This window comes from Rubrivirga sp. S365, assembly GCF_032248475.1.
GTDB lineage: Bacteria > Bacteroidota > Rhodothermia > Rhodothermales > Rubricoccaceae > Rubrivirga > Rubrivirga litoralis.
This window is the reverse complement of sequence record NZ_JAVTTN010000001.1, coordinates 1249999-1269052: the sequence shown is the minus strand read 5'-3', so window position 1 is coordinate 1269052 and position 19054 is coordinate 1249999. Positions and strand designations below refer to the sequence as shown.

The 19054-nt window shown below is 76.9% G+C and carries 19 protein-coding genes and 1 tRNA gene; 10 read left to right on the top strand and 10 right to left on the bottom strand.

The window, feature by feature from the left end; all coding sequences use genetic code 11:
* The first annotated feature begins 85 nt into the window (after positions 1-85).
* Positions 86-865 carry an endonuclease/exonuclease/phosphatase family protein gene (locus RQM47_RS05530; protein ID WP_311663086.1) on the top strand — a complete coding sequence of 260 codons (780 nt, stop codon included), beginning with the start codon at positions 86-88 and terminating at the stop codon, positions 863-865.
* Between the two features lie 239 nt (positions 866-1104).
* Positions 1105-1920, top strand: coding sequence for a hypothetical protein (locus RQM47_RS05525; RefSeq protein WP_314007808.1), 816 nt, complete (start codon positions 1105-1107; stop codon positions 1918-1920).
* 25 nt (positions 1921-1945) lie between these two features.
* Here the strand turns inward: RQM47_RS05525 and RQM47_RS05520 are convergent, their stop codons facing one another.
* The 10 genes from RQM47_RS05520 to RQM47_RS05475 all read right to left on the bottom strand — a co-directional run bounded on the left by RQM47_RS05520 (position 1946) and on the right by RQM47_RS05475 (position 11015).
* Positions 1946-2959, bottom strand: a complete 1014-nt coding sequence (locus RQM47_RS05520) for a glycosyltransferase family 4 protein (RefSeq protein WP_311663088.1) — start codon at positions 2957-2959, stop codon at positions 1946-1948.
* A gap of 84 nt (positions 2960-3043) precedes the next feature.
* Positions 3044-4711, bottom strand: a complete 1668-nt coding sequence (locus RQM47_RS05515) for an alpha-amylase family glycosyl hydrolase (RefSeq protein ID WP_311663089.1) — start codon at positions 4709-4711, stop codon at positions 3044-3046.
* A gap of 357 nt (positions 4712-5068) precedes the next feature.
* Positions 5069-6145 carry a D-alanine--D-alanine ligase gene (locus tag RQM47_RS05510; protein ID WP_314007805.1) on the bottom strand — a complete coding sequence of 359 codons (1077 nt, stop codon included), beginning with the start codon at positions 6143-6145 and terminating at the stop codon, positions 5069-5071.
* Between the two features lie 21 nt (positions 6146-6166).
* Positions 6167-7018 carry a hypothetical protein gene (locus RQM47_RS05505; RefSeq protein ID WP_311663091.1) on the bottom strand — a complete coding sequence of 284 codons (852 nt, stop codon included), beginning with the start codon at positions 7016-7018 and terminating at the stop codon, positions 6167-6169.
* 37 nt (positions 7019-7055) lie between these two features.
* Positions 7056-7211 carry a hypothetical protein gene (locus RQM47_RS05500; protein WP_314007802.1) on the bottom strand — a complete coding sequence of 52 codons (156 nt, stop codon included), beginning with the start codon at positions 7209-7211 and terminating at the stop codon, positions 7056-7058.
* 18 nt (positions 7212-7229) lie between these two features.
* The gene (locus tag RQM47_RS05495; RefSeq protein ID WP_311663092.1) at positions 7230-7997 is read right to left on the bottom strand and encodes an SDR family oxidoreductase; all 768 of its coding nucleotides are present in this window, start codon (positions 7995-7997) and stop codon (positions 7230-7232) included.
* Positions 7998-8420, bottom strand: a complete 423-nt coding sequence (locus RQM47_RS05490) for a hypothetical protein (RefSeq protein WP_311663093.1) — start codon at positions 8418-8420, stop codon at positions 7998-8000.
* Between the two features lie 62 nt (positions 8421-8482).
* A complete protein-coding gene (locus RQM47_RS05485) occupies positions 8483-8896 on the bottom strand; it encodes a hypothetical protein (protein ID WP_311663094.1) in 414 nt (137 codons plus the stop codon).
* A 40-nt stretch (positions 8897-8936) separates the two neighbouring features.
* Entirely contained in the window at positions 8937-9572 is a 636-nt protein-coding gene (locus RQM47_RS05480) for a DUF2480 family protein (RefSeq protein ID WP_311663095.1), read from the bottom strand.
* Positions 9573-9857: 285 nt separating this feature from the next.
* Positions 9858-11015, bottom strand: a complete 1158-nt coding sequence (locus tag RQM47_RS05475; RefSeq protein WP_311663096.1) for a cysteine desulfurase family protein — start codon at positions 11013-11015, stop codon at positions 9858-9860.
* Positions 11016-11204: 189 nt separating this feature from the next.
* On the opposite strand from RQM47_RS05475, the gene RQM47_RS05470 reads away from it, so the two are divergent.
* The 8 genes from RQM47_RS05470 to RQM47_RS05435 all read left to right on the top strand — a co-directional run bounded on the left by RQM47_RS05470 (position 11205) and on the right by RQM47_RS05435 (position 19050).
* Entirely contained in the window at positions 11205-12428 is a 1224-nt protein-coding gene (locus tag RQM47_RS05470; protein WP_311663097.1) for a dienelactone hydrolase family protein, read from the top strand.
* A 21-nt stretch (positions 12429-12449) separates the two neighbouring features.
* A complete protein-coding gene (locus RQM47_RS05465; RefSeq protein ID WP_311663098.1) occupies positions 12450-12911 on the top strand; it encodes a GNAT family N-acetyltransferase in 462 nt (153 codons plus the stop codon).
* Between the two features lie 63 nt (positions 12912-12974).
* Positions 12975-13050: transfer RNA gene (locus tag RQM47_RS05460), tRNA-Glu, on the top strand.
* A 303-nt stretch (positions 13051-13353) separates the two neighbouring features.
* Complete coding sequence (locus RQM47_RS05455; protein WP_311663099.1) at positions 13354-13743, top strand: RNA-binding protein; 390 nt, start codon at positions 13354-13356, stop codon at positions 13741-13743.
* A gap of 146 nt (positions 13744-13889) precedes the next feature.
* Entirely contained in the window at positions 13890-14681 is a 792-nt protein-coding gene (locus RQM47_RS05450) for a hypothetical protein (RefSeq protein ID WP_311663100.1), read from the top strand.
* 159 nt (positions 14682-14840) lie between these two features.
* Positions 14841-16502, top strand: coding sequence for a CCA tRNA nucleotidyltransferase (locus RQM47_RS05445; protein WP_314007799.1), 1662 nt, complete (start codon positions 14841-14843; stop codon positions 16500-16502).
* A complete protein-coding gene (locus RQM47_RS05440; protein WP_311663102.1) occupies positions 16499-17194 on the top strand; it encodes a hypothetical protein in 696 nt (231 codons plus the stop codon). The genes RQM47_RS05445 and RQM47_RS05440 overlap by 4 nt, the downstream gene beginning before the upstream one ends.
* The gene (locus tag RQM47_RS05435) at positions 17191-19050 is read left to right on the top strand and encodes a hypothetical protein (RefSeq protein ID WP_314007796.1); all 1860 of its coding nucleotides are present in this window, start codon (positions 17191-17193) and stop codon (positions 19048-19050) included. Before RQM47_RS05440 ends, RQM47_RS05435 begins: the two co-directional genes overlap by 4 nt.
* Positions 19051-19054: the final 4 nt, after the last annotated feature.

Genomic DNA, 19054 nt, shown 5'->3' with positions numbered 1-19054 from the left:
GGTGGGTGTCGGGAGGATAACGGGCGGGGCGGGATCGCCGCGCCCCGGCGCGCCGTCTTCACCCCCGCTCCCCCCCGCCCCGCCCGTGCCCCGCGACGCGCCCGACGCCCCCTACCTCTCGACGCACCTGGCCGCCCCGCCCGACGGCGACGGCGGTGTCGTCGGCCGCTCGCTGACGGTCGCGTCCTACAACGTCCACCGCTGGGCCGGCGTCCGCGGCGGCAAGGCGTACCGGCCCGAGCGGGCGTCGGCGGTCATCGAGGAGATCGACGCCGACGTCCTCGCGCTCCAGGAGGTGCTCCGGCCCTCGGACCGCGACGACGACCCGATCACGGACGTGGCCGAGGCGCTGGGCTACCACCTCGCGTTCGTCGTCACGCGCCAGCACAAGCGCGGCGAGCTGGGCAACGCCGTCCTTTCGCGGTGGCCGCTCGCGGGCGCGCTCGCGATCGACCTCTCGTTCGGGCGGCTCGAACGGCGCGCGGCCCTCGCCGTCCGCCTGCGGAGCGAGGTCGGGCTGGTGACGGTCGCCGCGACGCACCTCGCGCTCGTCGACCGGACGCGGGCGCGGCAGGTCCGGGCGCTCCTCGAACACCCGCAGATCGCGAGCGGACCGGCGGTCCTCCTCGGCGACATGAACGCGTGGCGGCCGACGCGGGCGTCACGCGCCCTCGCCGAGGCCTTCGAGGCCCGGCACCACAACCGAGACTGGCCGGCGTCGTATCCGTCGGTCCGCCCCGTGCTGGCCCTCGACCGTCTCTACGCCCGCGGCGCGACGGTCGTCTCGCTGAAGACGCACGCGACCGAGGCCGCGCGGAAGGGCTCGGACCACCTCCCCATCGTGGCCCGCCTGCGGCTGGAGTAGACCGTGGATCAGTAGAATCAGTGGAGGATCAGTGGGTCCGTAGGGCGGGGCACGCATCTTTTGAACGACGCGCCACCCCGCCCTCACTCGCTGCTGGCGGGGCGGCCACACACCAACTCACCGATCTACCGGCTCCCCGTCCTGCTCCTCGTGCTCGCCGCCCCGCTCGGCCCGGGCGGGGCGGCCCAGGAGGCGCCCCGCCCCGCCCCGCCCCGCCCGCGCCGACATGGACCGAACGCGTGGCCGCGCTGGAGACGCCGGCCGTCCGCCGCCGGATCGCGGCGGTCAACGTGGGCGGCACGGCGGCGCTCGTGCTGGGGCGGGGCGTGCTCGAAGGCGGCGTCCGCGACGCCGGCGACGGCGCCGAGGCGCTCGCGTGGGGCGCCGCGGCCGGCGCCGCGTTCTACGGCGCCAAGGTGGCCGCCGGACGCGGCCGCCCCGCCCTGGGCTACGGCGTGGCTATCCTGGCGGCGTCCGTCGCCGAGAACGCCGCCGGGCGGGCCGGGCCGTTCAGCCACCTCCGCGTGCCGCTCGGGCCGATCGACCTCCGCCTCCGCACGCCGTTCGCGCGGGCGGGGCGGCGCTCGGGCGTCCGGGGCGGGGTGGAGGACGTGGCGTTCGAGCTGGACCCGCTCGCGCTCGTCGCGTCGGTCGCCGTCCCGCTCTCGGGCGGGCGCCCGCGGCTGCGGCGCGGCGTGCCCGTGTGGGAGCTCGACGACCTGGGCGGCCGGCCCGGCTACACGCGCCGCGGCCGGACGATGGGGCGGACCGTCCTCGTCGAGGCCGACGCCGCGCCCCTCGTCCTCGCCCACGAGACCATCCACCGCATCCAGGGCATGCAGACGGCGGCCGTCACGCCGTTCGGGACGCTGGGCGCCATCGTGCCGGGCGCCCGCGCGACCGCCGCGGGCGGGGCGGTCGCCGCCGACGTCCGCGCCGAGTGGTTCTACGGCGTCCAGGTGGCCCTGTGGCTGAGCCTCGCCGACTACCTTGACCGCTGGCCCGAGGTCGAGGCTCGCGCCCTGGACGAGCCGCCGAGGGAGAGCGGACCGTGAGGCGCGACGGCCCCACCCCGCCCCCTCACCCCGCCCCGCCCACGATCTGCTCGTAAACCGCGAGGTACTCGCGAGCCATCCGCTCGCGCGAGAACCGGGTCTCCGCCCCCTCCCGGATGGCCGCCCGGTCGAGGGCGACCACCTCGGGCAGCCGCTCGACGGCCTCGTCCACGCCCGCGACGAGCGCCCCGTCGACGCCGTCGCGGACGAGCTCGGGCATCGACCCGCGCGGGCGCGCCACGACCGGCGTCCCGCACGCGAACGCCTCGACCACGCTCAGCCCGAACGGCTCGTCGAAGTGGATGAGGTGCAGGAGCGCCGCCGCCCCGCCCAGGAGCCGGTCGCGCTCCGCTGGCCCCACGCTCCCCACGTACTCGACCCGCTCGCCCAGGTGCGGCTCGACGGCCTCGCGGAAGTAGCCCTCGTCCTGCACGATGCCGGCCAGGACCAGGCGCCGCCCCGCCCGCCGCGCGACCTCGATGGCGTCGGCCGCGCCCTTGTCGGGGTGGATGCGGCCGAAAAAGAGGAGGTAATCGTCCGCGTCCGTGCGCGGCGTGAACGCCTCCAGGTCGATCCCGTGCCACACCGTCGCGGCGTACGGGAGGGCGGGGTGGCGGTCGGCGTCCGAGATCGAGACGTAGCGTGTGCGGTCGGCGTAGGCGCGGTAGGCCGGGAGGATCCGTTCGGACGAGAACCCGTGGATCGTCGTCACGACGGGCGTGTCGACCAGGCCGGCGTAGGTGAGCGGCCGGAAGTCGAAGTGGTTGTGGACGACGTCGAACCGCCCCGCCCGCTCCATCGCGTAGCCGATGTGGAGCGCGCTCCACACGCCGGCGTCGATGTCGGGGTCCTCCTCGTACGGGCGCGGGCACACGCCGTCGAGCGTCGCCCGCGTCTCGCTGTCGAGCGTGGCGAAGAGCGTCACGTCGACGCCGAGGTCGACCAGCCCTTCGGCGAGTAGGCTCACGACGCGCTCCCACGGGCCGTAGTGGCGGGGCGGCACGCGCCAGGCGATCGGGGCGAGAAGGGCGACGTTCATGGGGCAAGAAGGACGAGGGAAGAGGCAAGGGGGGCGAGTTCTCCACCCCGCCCCGCCCGCTTCGTCTGGGCGGGGCGGGGCGGCCTACGCCGACGGCACGAGCACGGCCCCCTCCCACGGGGCCAGCGCCAGCGTCGGCCCCACGTCGGCCGGCTCGGCGTGGTGCGTCGAGACCGCGCGGCGCCACCCCGCCCCGACCTCGACCGTCCGCCCCGCCCTGCTCAGGCACAGGACGGCGAGCGCGCGGTCATCGCCGGCGCGACGCTCCCAGGCGAACACGTCGGCGGGCACGCCGTCCAGCACGCGGACGCTCCCGGCGTGGAGGGCGGGGCGGGCACGGCGCAGCGCGAGGAGCCGACGGTACAGGCTCAGCATGGAGTCAGGGTCGCTCGCCTCGGCCTCGACGTTGATCGCCTCGTGCCCGTCGTGGAGCGGGAGCCACAGCGCCTCGGGCGGGGCGGACGAGAAGCCGGCGCTCGGGGTCCCGTCCCACGCCATCGGCGTGCGGCCGGCGTCGCGGCCCAGCCCGGCGATCCCCGTGCGGAGCGCGGCCGGGTCGCGGATGCGGTCGGGCGGGACGTTGACGTCGGGCGTCCCGATCTCGTCGCCGGCGTAGAGCGTCGGCGTGCCGCGGAGGGCGAGGAGGAGCACGGCGGCCTGACGCGCCTTCTCCGGCCCGAGCCGCCCCACCAGGCGCCGCTCGTCGTGGCTCCCGAGCACATAGCTCGGCCAGCCCCACGCGGGCACGGCCGCCTCGACGGCCTCGACGTGGGCGCGGAGCGCCGGCGCCGTCCACGCCGTCCCGAGGAGGCCGAAGTTGAGGGGCAGGTGGAGCGCCGCCCCGCCCGAGTCGGCTCCGCCCCGTTCCGCCCCGCCCGAGGCCAACCCGCCCTCGTCGGTCCCGAAGTAGGACGCCCAGGCGTCGAGGTCGTGAGCGAGGAACGTCTCGCCGAGCAGGACGCGCTCGCGGCCCGGCTCGTGCCCGTCGACGAGCGCGCGGACCTCGCGGTACAGGTCGATGGCGTCGGGCTGGTCGCGGTCGTGGACGTGCCGCTGCCGGTCGTACGGCGCCGTCGGCTTGTGCCCGCCGCTCGGGGCGGGGTGGGGCGGGTTGTCGCGGAACGCCGGGTCCTTCAGCACGTGGTTGGCCACGTCGACGCGGAACCCGTCGACGCCGCGGTCGAGCCAGAACCGGAGCACGTCGAACATCGCCGCGCGGAGGGCGGGGTGGCGCCAGTCGAGGTCGGGCTGCTCGGGGAGGAACGAGTGGAGGTAGTACTGGCCCGTCCGCTCGTCGAGCGTCCACGCCGGGCCGCCGAACGCGCTCAGCCAGTTGTTCGGCGGCGAGCCGTCGGGTCGCGGGTCGCGCCAGACGTACCAGTCGCGCGTCGCGCTCTCCCGCCCCGCCCGGCTCTCCACGAACCACGGGTGCTCGCTCGACGTGTGGTTGGGGATCCAGTCGACGACCACGCGGAGGTCTCGGGCGTGGGCCGCGGCGACGAGACGGTCGAACGCCGCGAGGTCGCCGAACAGCGGGTCCACGTCGCAGTAGTCGGCCACGTCGTACCCGAAGTCGGCGCCGGGCGACGGGTAGAACGGGCCGATCCAGACGGCGTCGACGCCCAGCCACGCGAGGTAGTCGAGCCGCGCCGTGACGCCGTCGAGGTCGCCCACGCCGTCGCCGTCGGTGTCCTGGAAGGAGCGGGGGTAGACGTGGTAGATCACGCCGGTCTGCCACCAAAGGCGGGGCATGGGAGAGGGATTGGGGATGAGGGATCGAGGAATGTGCAGAAGATGCGCCACCCCGCCCGCCGCGAGGAGCAGGGTGGTCGGGAATGCCGCGCACGGCGTCTGCACCCGGCCGCCCCGCCCTCACCGCGGGCGGGGCGGCCCCTTCGTGCAACCACTTCGTAGGGACACCATGCATGGTGTCCGCATTCGAACCGCCCCGCCATGGGCGGGGTGGCCGAGGTCGTAGGCGTGGTGTCCGCCTTCGCCCCGCCCGCGGTGTCAAGGGCGGGGCGGGGTGGTTGCCCCCGAGTTGTCCACCCCGCCCAGAGTCCGCCAGCTCTGAACCCTGAACCCGACAACCCCGAACCCGATGCGCCCTCACGCTAGCCCCAGGCGGCGGAGGCCGCGCGCGAGGAGGGCGGCGAGGAACGCCGGGTACGGCTCGCCGGCGAGCTCGGCCAGGATCGCGAACGTGCCGTCGGGCGCGAACGTCGGGAGCGGGTTGGTCTCGATAAAGACCGGCCGCCCCGCCCGGTCCAGGCGGAAGTCGGCGCGGCTAAAGTCGTGGCACTCGAGCGCGCGGTGGACGGCGAGCGCGTCGCGCTGGAGGGCCGCTTCGAGGTCGGGCGTGAGGGCGCCGTCGAGGTCGTAGGCGAACGGACGCGCGGGGTCCTCGTCGAGCGCGTGGAGTCCGATGCCCGTCGCGCGCTCCGTCGCGCGCTGAAGGACCGGGAGCGCCTCGGCGTCGTCGCCCGTGCCGACCACGCCGACCGTGAACTCGGGGCCGTCGACGAACGCCTCGACCACGAGGTCCTGCCCGTAGAGCGCCCGCTGCCGCGCGACCTCGGCGCGGAGGGCGGGGCGGTCGGCGCACCGGCTCGTCGGGGCGATCCCCTTGGCCGTCCCCTCGTAGCGCGGCTTGACGATCACCGGGAACCCGAGGTCGGCGTCGGCCACGCCGAGGACGCCCATGCTCTCCGCCCCGCCCTGCTCCACCCCGCCCCCGGGCGGTGTGCGCCCCGGGACCACGATGCCGGGCGGGGTGGCGACGCCGGCCGCCGCGGCGACCGTCTTCGTGAGGTGCTTGTCGAGCGAGACCGACAGCGCGAGCGCGTCGCTCCCCAGCGCCGGCACGCCGGCCAGTTCCAGGAGGACCGGCGCGTGGGCCTCGCGGTTGCGGCTCCCGTAGCTCTCGGCGATGTTGACGGCCGCGTCAAGGCCGAGCCCACCCCGCCCCGCCCCGCCCCGGCACACGGCGGCGAGCAGCGCCGGCACGTTCCCCACGCGGACCGGCTCGTGCCCCAGGTGGCGGACGGCGTCTTCGAGCGCGGCGACGGTCGCCTCGGGCTCGTACTCGGCGTCCCAGTCGGGCGGGGCGTCGGGCGGGGCGGGCGCGTCGCCGAAGCGGTCGTACACGAGGCCCACGCGGAGCGGGCGGGGCGGCCGGGCGGGCACGGGGCGGCTCGGGGTCATCGTCTAGGCCCGCGTCCGCCGCGAGGGCGAGGCCGGCTGCTCCGGCGCGTCGAGCGCCTCGCTCGGGCGGGGCAGGTCGTCGAGGTCGAGCCGCCCCGCCCCGCCCTCGGCGTCGGGGGCGGGGCGGTCCTGCACGGGCGCCGCGGCGACGGGCGGGGCGGCAGCGGGCGGGGCGGCGTCGCGGGCGAGGAGCTCGAACTGGTCGAGGAGCGCGTCGAACTGGCCCTGGCGGCGCTGGTGCCACCGCTTCTGGCTCTGGCGCCCGAGCAGCGGGAGCGCGACGGCCAGCGCGGCAAATATGGAGACGAAGGCCCAAAACCCGGCGTCCCCCCCGCCCTCGCTGAAGACGCCCAGAAAGGCGAAGGCCGCCGCCATCGTGCCGAAGAGGGCGGCGACCATGCGATGTTGCGCCGCCTCGCTCGCTTTCGACGTCGTCAGCGTCACGCGTGTGCCCTCGGGCACCGGCTCGACGGTCGCGTAGAGGCTCGAGTTCGGCCCGCTCGTCCACTCGCGGATGCGGCCGACGTCGGTCGGCGTCCCTTTGGACTTGAACGTCTGCCGGAGACGGGCGACCATCTGCTCCCACACCTCGTCCGTCACCCCGCCCGGAATCACGCGGCTTGCGCGCGGCTCCACGTCGACGCCGAGGAACGTCGCGGGCGGGGCGGGCGCCGGCGCGCCGCGCACCTCGGCGACGGCCGCCGCGACGTGGGCCGGGTCCAGCCCGGCCGCCCGGCCGACCTCCTGGAGCTCGGCTAGCGACAGCCCCTCCGCCGCGGGCTCGGCGGCCTGCTGGCGCTCGGCGGCCCGCGCGAAGATGCGGCGGGCGTCCTCCTCGGAAAAGCGCTCGGGCATGGGCGGACTCGACGGGCGGGGCGGCGGCCCCGGGAAGCTACCGACGCCCTACGCGCGGCCCCGCGACCGCGTGCGGACCGCCCCGCCCTCGCGGCTCGGCGCAGCGGGAACGGTCGGCGGCGGCCTCCTGGAGCTCGGCGGCGCGTTCGATGACACGGGCGATCTCGTGCTGGTCGTACGTCCGGTGCGACATGGGCGGGGCGGCCCGGACCTACCGCACGTAGCTGGCCGCGTTCACGTCGACCGTCGTCCCCGTCGCGTGGTCGGCTAGGCCGGACGCCAGGAAAACGACCGTCGGCGCCACGTCGTCGGGCTCCGTCAGGCGGTCGAGGGCCGCCCCGCTCGTTGCGGCCTGCTCGCCGTGCTGAGCGATAAAGTCGGCGGCCATGTCGGTCCGCGTAAAGCCCGGGGCCACGCCAAACGCGGCCAGCCCGCCGCCGGCGCGGGCGAGCGACTTGGTGAGCGCCACGACGCCACCCTTCGAGGCCGCGTAGGCCAGGAACTCGGGGTCGTCGCCGCGGAAGGCGGCCCGGCTAGAGACGGTCACGAGGCGGACCGCCACCCCGCCCTCGCCCTGGCGCGCGCGGGCGTGGAGGAGCGCCGCGCGCCCCAACTCGGCCACCGCCCGAAGGTTGACCGCCATCGTCCGGTCCCACGCCGCCAGCCAATCGCCGGTGGGAGCGTCGGGCGGGGCGGCCTCGAACACGCCCGCGTTCGCGACCGCCACATCGACGTGCCCGAACGCGGCGAGCACCTCGTCCCACAGCGCCGTCGCCGCGCCGGGCGCCTCCAGGTCCGCCCCGAACGCGCGGCTCCCGTTCCCCAGGCGCTCCGCGAGCGCCTCCGCCCCGCCCCGGCTCCGCGCGTAGTGGACGGCCACGCGCGCGCCGGCCTCGCCCAAGCGCAGGGCCACGGCCCGCCCGATGCCCCGGCTCGCGCCGGTCACGAGCGCCGTGCGTCCGCTGAGGTCGATCCGCACCTAGCCCTCGACGCGGACCAGGTGGACGACGAGCCCCGTCGGGTCGCGCAGCACGAGGAGGTCCTCGCCCAGCACCTCGTACCGGACCGGCGGCGCGCCGGGGCGGACGATCGCCCCGCCCTCGGTCTCGAACGGGAACGCCTCCGCGTGCTCCTGGAGGTCCAGGTCCTGCATCACCTCGAGGCGGACGTGGGCCGATCCACCGGCCTCGAAGTCGCAGTCCATCCCTTTGATCTCGCCCCCGAACGTGCCGATCTCGCCGGCCTCCTCGACCTGGAGCAGCCTCCACTCGCCGACGAGATTGGGGTCGACGGTCGCCTCTGTGCGCTCGGTCGCCGGCCGCTCCGAGTCGCTGTCCCGAGCGGCCTGCGCCGACGCGGGGAGGGCCGTGAGGAAGAGGGCGAGGAGGGCGAGCAGGCGCATACGGGCGGGGCGGGAGCGGGGAGAGGCAACGGACGGACCGCGACCGTTCGCGCCCCGCGCGCCTACGCGCCCGCCCGGCGGAGGACAATGCGGTCGCCGCGGTCGGGGTCCTCAAACACGAGGGCGTCGCCGTCGACGCGGTAGCGGCCGAGGCCGCCGTAGCCCGTCTGCGTGCCGCGGTCGGACGGCCAGCACGAGACGAGGCCGTCGGCCTCGGCGCACGTCGCCGTAAAGTCGCGGGCGGCGTGGCGGTTGCCCAGACTCAGCGAGTCCCGCTGCGTCACCCGGTTGCCCTCGACGCGGATCCACAGCCGGTGGATCGTCGGGCCGGCGTCGTAGGCCGGCGCCTCGACCATCTCCCACGCCCCCTGAAGCGCCGCCGGCAGCGGCGGGAGGTCGGCCGGCGGGACGTCCGCCTGGGCCGCCGCCCCGCCCGCGGCGGTCAGGAGGAGGACGAGCAGGACCGGACGGAGCATCGGGCGGGGCGGCGGGACGTGGGTCGGTAAGGTAGCGGCCTCAGCCCCGCGGCGGCCCCGCTGGCTTCACGCCGGCCGGCTTGACGCCCACGGGCTTCGCGGCCGCCGGCTTCGCGGGCCGCCCCGCCCCGCCCGCACCGGGGGCGCCCGCACCGGGGGCGGGGCGGCGCCACACGGGGACGGACGAGCACGCCTCGCCGTACAGGACCTTCGAGGCGACGCCCTGGAGCCGGCGCGTGGCCTGCACGAACCCGTCGAGCGGGACGACGTCGTTCCCGCACCCCTTGACCACGACCGGCTTGCCGGCGTAGCGGTCCCAGTCGGCGGCGTCGAGGGCGGCGGCGAACCGCGCCCGGCGGACCTCCTCGGGCGGGGCGGCCGTGACCGACGCCGCGCCCGTTTCCGCGGCGCCCAGCTTCGCGGCGACGAGCATGAACGCCCACGTCGGCACGAGGGCGTCGGCCGAGCAGAAGACGGCCACGTCGCGGCCGGCGTAGGCCGTCCAGTCGTGGTCCTTCAGGGCCTGCCGGAACTCGCGCTCGCGGAGCACGAGGCCGCGGTACAGGTGCGGGGCGAGGTCGAAGGCGACGACGTCCTCGGCCGGCGCGATGGCGGCGAGGTCGAGCGTCTCGATGGCGCTCTCGGCGACGCGGTTGACGAGCGGGGCGGTGTCCACGGGTTCGGGGGTTCGGGGGTTCGGGGGTTCGGGGGTTCGGGGGTTCGGGGGTTCGGGGGTTCGGGGGTTCGGGGGTTCGGGGGTTCGGGGGTTCGGGGGTTCGGGGGTTCGGGGGTTCGGGGGTGCCCCGCGCCAGCCTCGCCTGTCAGCGAGATCCCGCCCCGCCCGCGGAGGCGAGGGCGGGGCGGCGAATGGTCCCCGAGGGTTCCACCCCGCCCTTCAGGTCCGCCCGCCCCGCTCGTACGGCCCAGACCCTGAACCAGACGGCCCCGAACCGCGAACCCCTTACGCGGCGGCGCGGCGGCGGACGGCGTGGACGGCCTCGGCGATGTGGCCGACGGCGGCGTCGACCTCGGCCTCGGTTGTCGGGCGGCCCAGGCTAAAGCGGACGGTCGAGAACGACTGGTCGGGCGTAAGGCCCATGGCGGTGAGGACGTGGCTGGGCTGGCCGGTCTGCGACTGGCACGCGGCGCCGGTCGAGGCGGCCACGTCGCGCAGGACCGGGAGCAGGTGCGACGTGCGGACGCCCTCGAACCGGAGGCTCGACGTGTTCGGCAGCCGCGGCGCGCCGGCGCCGTTGACGTGCGTGCCGGGGACGGCCTCGCAGACGGCGGCCTCGAACCGGTCGCGGAGCGCGCCCACGCGCTCGGCATCGGCGGCCTGGACGCGGCGCGCGAGCGCGGCGGCGGCCCCGAGCCCCACCACGCCGGGCACGTTCGTGGTGCCGGCCCGGTGGCCCGTCTCCTGCTCCCCGCCCGTGACCTGGGGCTGGAGCCGGACGCGCGGCCCGCGCTGGCGGACGTAGAGGGCGCCGACGCCCTTCGGCCCGTACAGCTTGTGGCTCGAAAGCGCGAGCAGGTCGACGGGCACGCTCTCGACGGCGACGGGCACCTTGCCGACGGCCTGCGTGGCGTCGGTCATGACGAGCGCGCCGACCTCGCGGGCCGCCGCGGCGATGTCGGCGAGCGGCTGGATCACGCCGGTCTCGTTGTTGGCCCACATCACCGACACCATCAGCGTCTCCTCAGAGAGCGCGTCGCGGAGCTGATCGACGTCGACGAGGCCGTCCGCGTCGACGGGGAGGTACGTCACCTCGTAGCCCTCGCGCTCCATCGCCGCGCACGTTTCGAGCACGGCCTTGTGCTCGGTCTGGACCGTCACGATCCGGTGCCGGCGCCCGCCGTAGATGCCGCCGGCGCCGCGGACGGCGAGCGAGACCGACTCCGTCGCCCCGGACGTGAACACGACCGTCCGCGGCGTGGCCCCGATGACCCGGGCCGTCCGCTCGCGGGCCTGCTTGACGGCCTCGTCGGCGGCCCACCCGTAAGCGTGCTCGCTGGACGGGTTGCCAAAGTGGTCCCGGAAAAACGGGAGCATGGCGTCCAGGACGTCGTCGGCGACCGGCGTCGTGGCGTTGTAGTCGAGGTAGATCGGGGCGCTCATGACTAGAGACGAGGGGGCCGCGCCCGCTCGCACGGCGGCACAGAAATCGTTCTGATGTATACGTCTCCCGTCCCCCCGGTGTTGTGGAGTCTCGCTGGAGAGGGCCGTCCCGCCCCGGGCGTTCCGCGGGCGGGGCGGAGTGAGCCCCGGACGGCGGTACTCTCCCCGCCGCGCCACCCCGCCCCGCCCATGCCGCTCCGCCTGCGCCTCGCCGCGCTCCTCGCCCTCGTCCTCGCCCTCCCCGCCTGCGACGGACTCGTCAACGAGACGATCCCGCCGGCCGAGCCACCCGACGAGACGGTCCAGAACGGGGTCAGCTTTGGGCGGCTGTTCGGGGAGCCGACGGCGGCCGAGCTCGCCGCCGTCGAGGCGGACTGGGCGGGGCGGAACACGGCGCCGTCCGAGGGCCGCGTCGTCGGGCAGGCCCGGGCGGGCGGGGCGACGCTCTACGTGGTCGAGCACGAGACGGTCGCCAACGGCTCGCCGACCGTGACGCACTACGGAATCGTCCGCGTCCCCGACGGCGTGGCCGACGCGCCGGTCGTCGTCGTCCACCACGGCGGCGACGGCGGGGTCCAGGTCGCCGCCTTCACGGCGAACGACGGGGTGCTCCCGTTCGCCAGCGTGTTCGCCCCGATCGCGGCCGAGACCGTCCAGGTGTTCCCCGTCTACCGCTCCGAGACCGTCGACACGGGCGCCCTCCCCGCCCTCGGCGGCCCGTACACGGCCGGCGGCGCCCCGAGCCCGTGGGACTACGACGTCGACGACGCGATCGCGCTGCTGACGGCGACGTTGGAGCTGTTCGGCGAGGAGACCGACGAAGACCGGGTCGCGGCCATCGGGTTCAGCCGGGGCGCGAACGTCGCCTTGCTCCAGGCCGTCCGCGACGACCGGATCGACGCGGTCGTCGACTACTACGGGCCGGCCGACTTTTACAGCGAGGGCGCGCAGCGGCTCACCGGAGCCCTCCTCCTCCCCGAGTCCAACCCGACGTTCCAGCAGGCGATCGGGCTCCCCGGCGCCCCGTACCTGCTGAACGAGGTGCTCGACCCGCTCCGCGCCGCCGACGACACGTACGACGCGGACGCCGACTACGGCCCGGCCCGGCTCGACATCGCGCGGCGCTCGCCCGGCCTCTTCGCCGACCGGCTCTCGGCCGTCCAGGTCCACCACCACTACCGCGACGGGATCGTCCCATTCTCGTTCTCCGAAGCCTTCGCCGCGCGCGCGGGCGGGGCGGCCGCGTCGTTCGAGCTGTTCCCGTACGGGGCGCCGCCGGCCTCGGCGGGCGACCTCAGCATCCTCTACCACGCCCCCGAGGCGGAAGACATGCGACCGAGCATCCCGACCGTCCTCGCGTTCCTCGGCGCCGAGCTCGGGCTGCGGGCCGGCGCCCCCGTCCCAGCGCTCTAGCCACCCCGCTCCCGACTGCCCATGCCTACCACCCCGCCCGTGATCCGCGAGGCCACGAGCACGGCCGACTGGGAGGCCGTGCGCGCCGTCCGCCAGGCCGTGTTCGTGGACGAGCAGGCGTGCCCGCCCGAGGAGGAGTGGGACGCGCACGACGCGCCTGAGCGGCGGGGCCGCACGACACACCACCTGCTGGCCGCCGAGGGCGGAGCGGCCGTCGGGTGCGCCCGCTGGCGGGCCGTCGAGGGCGGGGCGGCACGGCTGGAGCGGTTCGCCGTCCTGCCCGCGGCGCGAGGGCGGGGCGTGGGCCGCGCGCTCGTGGCGCGAACCCTCGCCGACGCGCGGGCCGCCGGGCACCGCCGGTTCGTGCTCCACGCGCAGACGGCCGCCGCCCCGCTCTACGCCGCGTTCGGCTTCGAGCCCGAGGGCGAGGCGTTCGACGAGGCCGGCATCGAACACGTGAAGATGACGTTGGCGGACCCGTAGGGGCCGGTCGGCTTTTATATTGGCGCTCCCGCTCGGCCCTGGTTGGCCGGGCGCCTCTACGCCGCCGCGTTCGTCTAGAGGCCTAGGACGCTGCCCTCTCACGGCGGTAACACGGGTTCGAATCCCGTACGCGGTACCACGCCCCGGCGCTCCAGCAGCGTCGGGGCGTTCTCGTTGAGCGGCCGCCCGCTGCCCGCCCCACCCGTGAGAGGTACGAGGGCGGGGCGGGCACGCGCGCCGAATTCTTCCGCTTCCGGGATCTGGGGGGAGGTTACCGGGTAGGTTGGCCCTGTACCGAGCCCGTGGCGACCGCCCCACCCGGCGCGCCGCCGCGGGTTCCCTGTTTCTCTTGCAGAGCACGCGGGGCCGACAGATCCGAGTCGAGCTTTCCGGCCCACCGTTTTCGAAGACCCCTGTCGGCGCTCTCTCAACACCCCGCATTATGAACATCTACGTCGCAAACCTCCCGTACACCTCGGGAGACGACGAGCTTCGGAGCCAGTTCGAGGCCTTCGGGTCCGTCGACAGCGCTACCGTCATCAAGGATCGCGACACCGGCCGCTCGCGCGGATTCGGCTTTGTCGAGATGCCGAACAAGGAAGAGGCCGAGACCGCCATCGAGCAGCTCAACGGCACCGAGATGGGCGGCCGCCCGCTCACCGTGAACGAGGCCCGCCCGCGTGGCGAGCGCTCCGGCGGTGGCGGTGGTGGCGGCGGCTACCGCGGTGGCGGTGGTGGCGGCGGCTACAGCGGCGGCGGCGGTGGCGGTGGCTACCGCGGCGGTGGCGGTGGCGGCGGCAACTACGGTGGCGGCGGCGGCGGCTACCGCTAGCGCCACCCGGCTCCCACGCCTTAGAGGGCGGCGGCTCGCAGGAGCCGCCGCCCTCTTTTTATGGCCGCCCCGCCCGCCGCTCCCTCCCCGCCGCCCCGCTCGGGCGGGGCGGCGGATCGGATGCGCGGCCGCCCCGTTCCCCCGCCGTGACGTACGCCGCCCCGCCCCTCTCCGTCCTCGGCGACGACGACCTGGCCGACCGGCTCGACCGGGCAGGGCTCCCGATCGCGGGCGCGCCCTCGGCGGGCGGCGTGGCCGTCGTGGGCGGGGCGGTCGGTCAGCGCGCCGCGGCGGCGGGACGCGTGGCGGCGGCGGGCGCACACCCGTTCGCGCTGTGGCCCCCTGGCGTCTCGGCCGCCGACGCCGACGCGCTCGCGGCCCGTGCCGAGGAGGCCGGCGTCGAGGTGGGCGTGGCCCGCCCCGCCCTCGCGCGCGGCGCGGCCGGGCTCGGCGGGTGGACGGCCGGGCTCGTCTCGCTCTCCCTGGCCGCCCCGCCCGACGGGGCGCTGGGGGCCGGGGGCGCACTCGGCGGCGCGCTCGACCTCGTCCTCGCCCTCGTCGGGCGGGGCGCCGTCGGGCGCCTCGACGCCGCCGCCGAGCGGGACGGCGCCCGCCTCCGCGCGCTCGCCGCGAGCCTCCGCTTTCGAAGCGGCGCCTTCGCCCAGGTATGGCTCCGTGCGGACGAGGACGCAGGCGGTCTCGCCACGTCGCTCCACGCCTCGCGCCCCGGCTCCCACATCGACGCCACGCGGCTCGACCGGCCGCTCGTCGTCAGTGGGCAGCCCGCCCCGCCCGCGGCGCCCGACGCAGACCCGCTCGTCGCCGAGGTCGCCGCGTTCGTCCGCGCCGTGGGGGCGGGGCGGCGGCCTGCGTACGGGCTCGACGCGGCGCTCGCCACGCTCCGCCTCGTCGAGCGTGTGCAGGGCCACCTGCGGTGACGGCGAGGGGCGCCTGCCCCGCCCATTGGTGTGAGGGTGGGGCGGAGCAGAACCGGCGCCACCCCGCCCTCGCGCCCCATCCCCCGCCAGAATCGGCCTTTCCTCCATGCCGGCGTGCGAGCGCGCCGGCGATCTTCCCCCGAACCGCCCCGCCCTGCCGTGACCCGCCCCGCCCTCCCGTTCGAGCCCGTCCTCCGCCGCGTCGGCGCCGCGGCCGACCGGATCGGCGTCGAGGCGTACGCTGTGGGCGGGGCGGTCCGCGACGCGCTCTTGGGGCGCGCGACGACCGACCTCGACGTCGTCGCCGTGGGGCCGGGCGCCGGCGTGGCGCTCGCCGAGGCGACGGCCCGCGACGTGGGCGCCCGCGCGCCGGCCGTGTACCCGGCGTTCGGGACCGCCGCGGTCACGGTCCCCCGCCCCGCCCTCGAACGTTTCCTGGGCGGGGCGGAGGACGTTCCCGAGCGCCTGGTCATCGAGTTTGTCGGTGCGCGGCGCGAGAGCTACCGGGCCGATTCGCGCAAGCCGATCGTCGAGGACGGGACGCTCGCCGAGGACCTCGCGCGGCGCGACTTCACGGTCAACGCCCTCGCCTCGTCCCTCAACGGCGACCGGTTTGGGGAGGTGGTCGACCCGTTCGGTGGGCTGGGAGACCTGGAGGCCGGCCGCCTCAAGACGCCGCTGGACCCGGCGGAGACGTTCGCCGACGACCCGCTCCGCATGTTCCGCGCCGCCCGGTTCGCGTCGCAGCTAGGGTTCGAGGTCGTGCCCGAGGCCGTCTCCGCGATGGAGGCGCAGGCCGGGCGCGTCGAGATTCTGAGCCAGGAGCGGGTGACGGACGAGCTCTCCAAACTGCTCGCCTCGCCGTCGCCGTCGACCGGGCTCGGGCTCCTCTACCGGACCGGGCTGCTGGAGCGCGTGCTCCCCGAGCTCACCCGGCTCGCGGGCGTCGAGGAGGCCGGCGGCCGCGCGCACAAAGACAACTTCTGGCACACGCTCGAAGTCGTCGACAACCTCGTCCACCTCCAGCGGGCCGTCGGCGTGGGCGAGCGGGCCGACGGCTACGACCTATGGCTCCGGTGGGCCGCGCTCCTCCACGACGTGGGCAAGTACGTGACCAAGCGCTACGAGCGCGGGGCGGGGTGGACGTTCCACGGGCACGAGGACGTCGGCCCGCGCGAGATCATCCCGGCCGTGTTCCGGCGCCTCAAGCTCCCGCTCGGCGACCCGCTCGACTTTGTGCAGACCGTCGTCCGCCTCCACCACCGGCCGGCCGCGCTCGTCGACGAGGACGTGACCGACTCGGCCGTCCGCCGCCTGCTCATGGACGCCGGCGACGACGTCGACGACCTCATGCTCCTCGTCCGCGCCGACGTGACGAGCAAGAACGCCCGCCGCGTGCGCCGCTACCTCGCCGGGTTCGACCGCGTCGAGCGCCGGTTCGCCGAGGTCGAGGAGCGGGACCGGATGCGGAACTGGCAGCCGCCGGTCGACGGCGACGAGATGCAGGAGCGGCTGGGGCTGGGCGAGGGCGTGGCCGTGGGGATGCTGAAGGCGTGGGTGCGCGAGGCCGTCCTCGACGGCGAGGTCCCCAACGAGCACGACGCGGCGTGGGCCTACGTGCTCGCGCGGAAGGACGAGGCCGTCCGCCGCGGCGCCCTGTTCGACGATGCCCTCCGCACGCTGTCCGGCCCCGAGCGCGCGGCGACGGGCGCCGTCAAGGAGGCCCTGTTCTGGGACGACCTGCCGGCCGACGACGACGCGGCGCGCGCGCACGTCGCCGCCATCAAGGCCGCGGCCCTCGCCGCGCGGCGGGCCGGGTGACGCCGCCCCGCCCCGCCCGTCGGCCGCCGCACGCGCAGAGCGGGGCGGCCGGCGCGCTGGCAACCTCGCCCCGCGCCGCCCACGGTCGGCGGCGCGCGCGCAGGCGGGGCGGGGCGGCGCTGGCCCTCGTCCTCCTCCCCGCCCTCGCGCTCCCCGCTCTCGCGGCCGCGCAGGGCGGGGCGGACGACTGGGCTATGGTCGAGCCGGCCCTCGGCGTGGCGTCCCCGCTCGCGGGCGGGTTCGGGCCGGAGTGGGCGGCCCGCCCGGGCGCCGCCGCCCGCCTAGAGGCGCCGGCGTACGGGGGCCGCGCGCGCCTCGCGCTCCGCGTGGCGGGCTACGAGGCCGCCCGGCCTGACCTCCCCGCGTTTTCCGCCGTCACCGCGCTCGCCGGGTGGGGACCGTCCGTAGCGCTCGGGGCCGGCGTCCGGGGCGGGGCGGGGCTCCAGGTCGGCGCCGTGCGGTACGCGTTCGACGACGGCGGCGAGTTCGGCGGGTTCTTGCAGAACGAGACCGAGGCCGCGTGGGGCGCGTGGCTCCGCCTCGACGCGCCGCTCGCCGGCCGGCTCCGCGTGTGGGCCGAGGCCGAAGCGCTCCGCGTCGCGCTCGCGGACCCGGCAACGGTCGCGACGGCCTCGGCCGGGCTCGCCCTCCGGCTCGACGCGCCGGCGTGGCTCCGCGCCGTCCTCCGGTGACGGCGCTGGCCGCGCTCCTCGTGGCGCTCGCCCTGGCCGCCCCGCCCCGCGCGGCCGCCCTGCTCGCCCCGCCCGGTATGCCGTGTCCCGGCGGCCGCGTCCTCACGCGCGCCGACCTGGAGGCGGGTGGGGCGCGCCACCTCCGCGACGTCCTGCGGCTGGCCGGCCTCGACGCCGTCACGGTCGACGGCTACGACGTCGAGCCCGTCGTCGCGTGGGGACTCCCGTCGGCGGCGCGGCTCCGCGTGCTCGTCGACGGCGCGCCGGCGGCGGCGGCAACGTCGCTCGAACCGGCCGGCTTCGAGGCGCTCCCGGTTGCGCTCGGCGAGGTCGCCCGGGTCGTCGTGTGCCCCGGGCCGGGCGTCGCGGGCGGGGCGTGGGGCGGGCCGTGGATCGACGTCGAGACCGCCCCGCCCGCGCGCCACGCCTACGGCGCCGTCGACTACGGGAACGAGACGGGCGACCCGGGGCCGGACCGCTACCTCGACCGCTCGCTCCCCAACGTGGACCATTGGGGGCCGGACGCCGAGGGCGCGCTCGTCGCGCCGTGGCGGAGCGCCGGGGGCGGGGCGGCGTGGGCCGTGCTCCGCGAGCACCGCCTCCTGCCGACCGACACGGCGATCGCGCCGCGCGTGTTCGCGGCCGTCGCGCCGGACCGCTACCCGTCGCGCGTGCTGAGGACGGCGGCCGCCGCGCTCGACGCGGGCGGCGTGCGCGTCCGCGCCGGGGGGCGCTGGGGCGATGACCTCCCGCACCTAGCCGAGCTCGGCCGCGAAATGCCGACCTCGCGGCGCTCGGTGCAGGCGTCGGTGTCGGCCGCGCGCGGCGCCGGTCCGGTCGCGCTCCGCGGGCACGTCGCGGCCGCCCGGTTCTCGCTCGACCGGCCGGCGTGGGGCCGCCTCCCCGCCCCGCTCGGGTGGACCGAGACGCGCCTCGACGCGGCGGTCTCGGCCCGGGCGGGGCGGCTCGCGGCGGGCGTCCAGGCCGAGCACACGGCGGCGAGCGGGCCGGGCCTGACCGACGGCGCGGTCGGCGCCGGGCGCGCGTGGGCGCAGGTCGGCCGCCCCGCCCGGCGGCTCACGGTCCAGGCCTCGGTCTCAGAAAGCGCCCTGAGTGTGGGCGGGGCGGCCGAGGTGGCGCGGCGCGTGGGGCCAGCCCAGCTCCGCCTCACGCTGGCCGTCGACCGGACGCCGCCGCGCCCGGGGCCGGCGCTGTGGGCGCGGCGCGGCTACGCCGGCCTCGACGTGCCCGGCCGCCCCGCCCTAGACGCCGGCCCGCCCCGCCCGACATCGCTCGCGCTCGCGCGCCTGGGCGCCGTGGTCGAGCGGGGCGGCGCGCGCGTTGAGGCGTCGGTCGAGGCGCAGGGCGCGCGCGGTCCGATCCTCCGCCCCGCCCTCGTGCCGGGGGGCGTGGCGGTCGGCGGCGCGTTCCGGTCGGTCGAGGCCGAGGGCGTCACCATCGTCGCGCGCGCCGCGGCGTCGGGCGGGGCGGGGTGGCTGGCGCTCCGGGCCTCAGCGACCGCCCGCGGCGCGCTCGTGGGCGACGACGCCTTCGCGCTCGCGTGGCGCCGGCTCCCCGCCGTCCGCGGGCGCGTCGAGGCGACGGTCCGCCCGGACGAGCGGCTGTCGCTCCACGCCGCGCTCTCGGCCTGGAGCGGCGCGGCGTGGACGGGCTACCCCGAGCCCGACGTGCCCAGCGCCGTCGTCCTCAACCTCGCGCTCGGCAAGCGGGCCTGGGGCGACCGCCTCCGCTTCGCGGTCACGGCCCGCAACGCGCTCGACGCGCGCGAGCGGACTCACCCGCTCGGGGCCGTCCTCGCCCCCCGCCTGTTCGCCCGCGCCGAGGTGAGGCTGTAGGCGC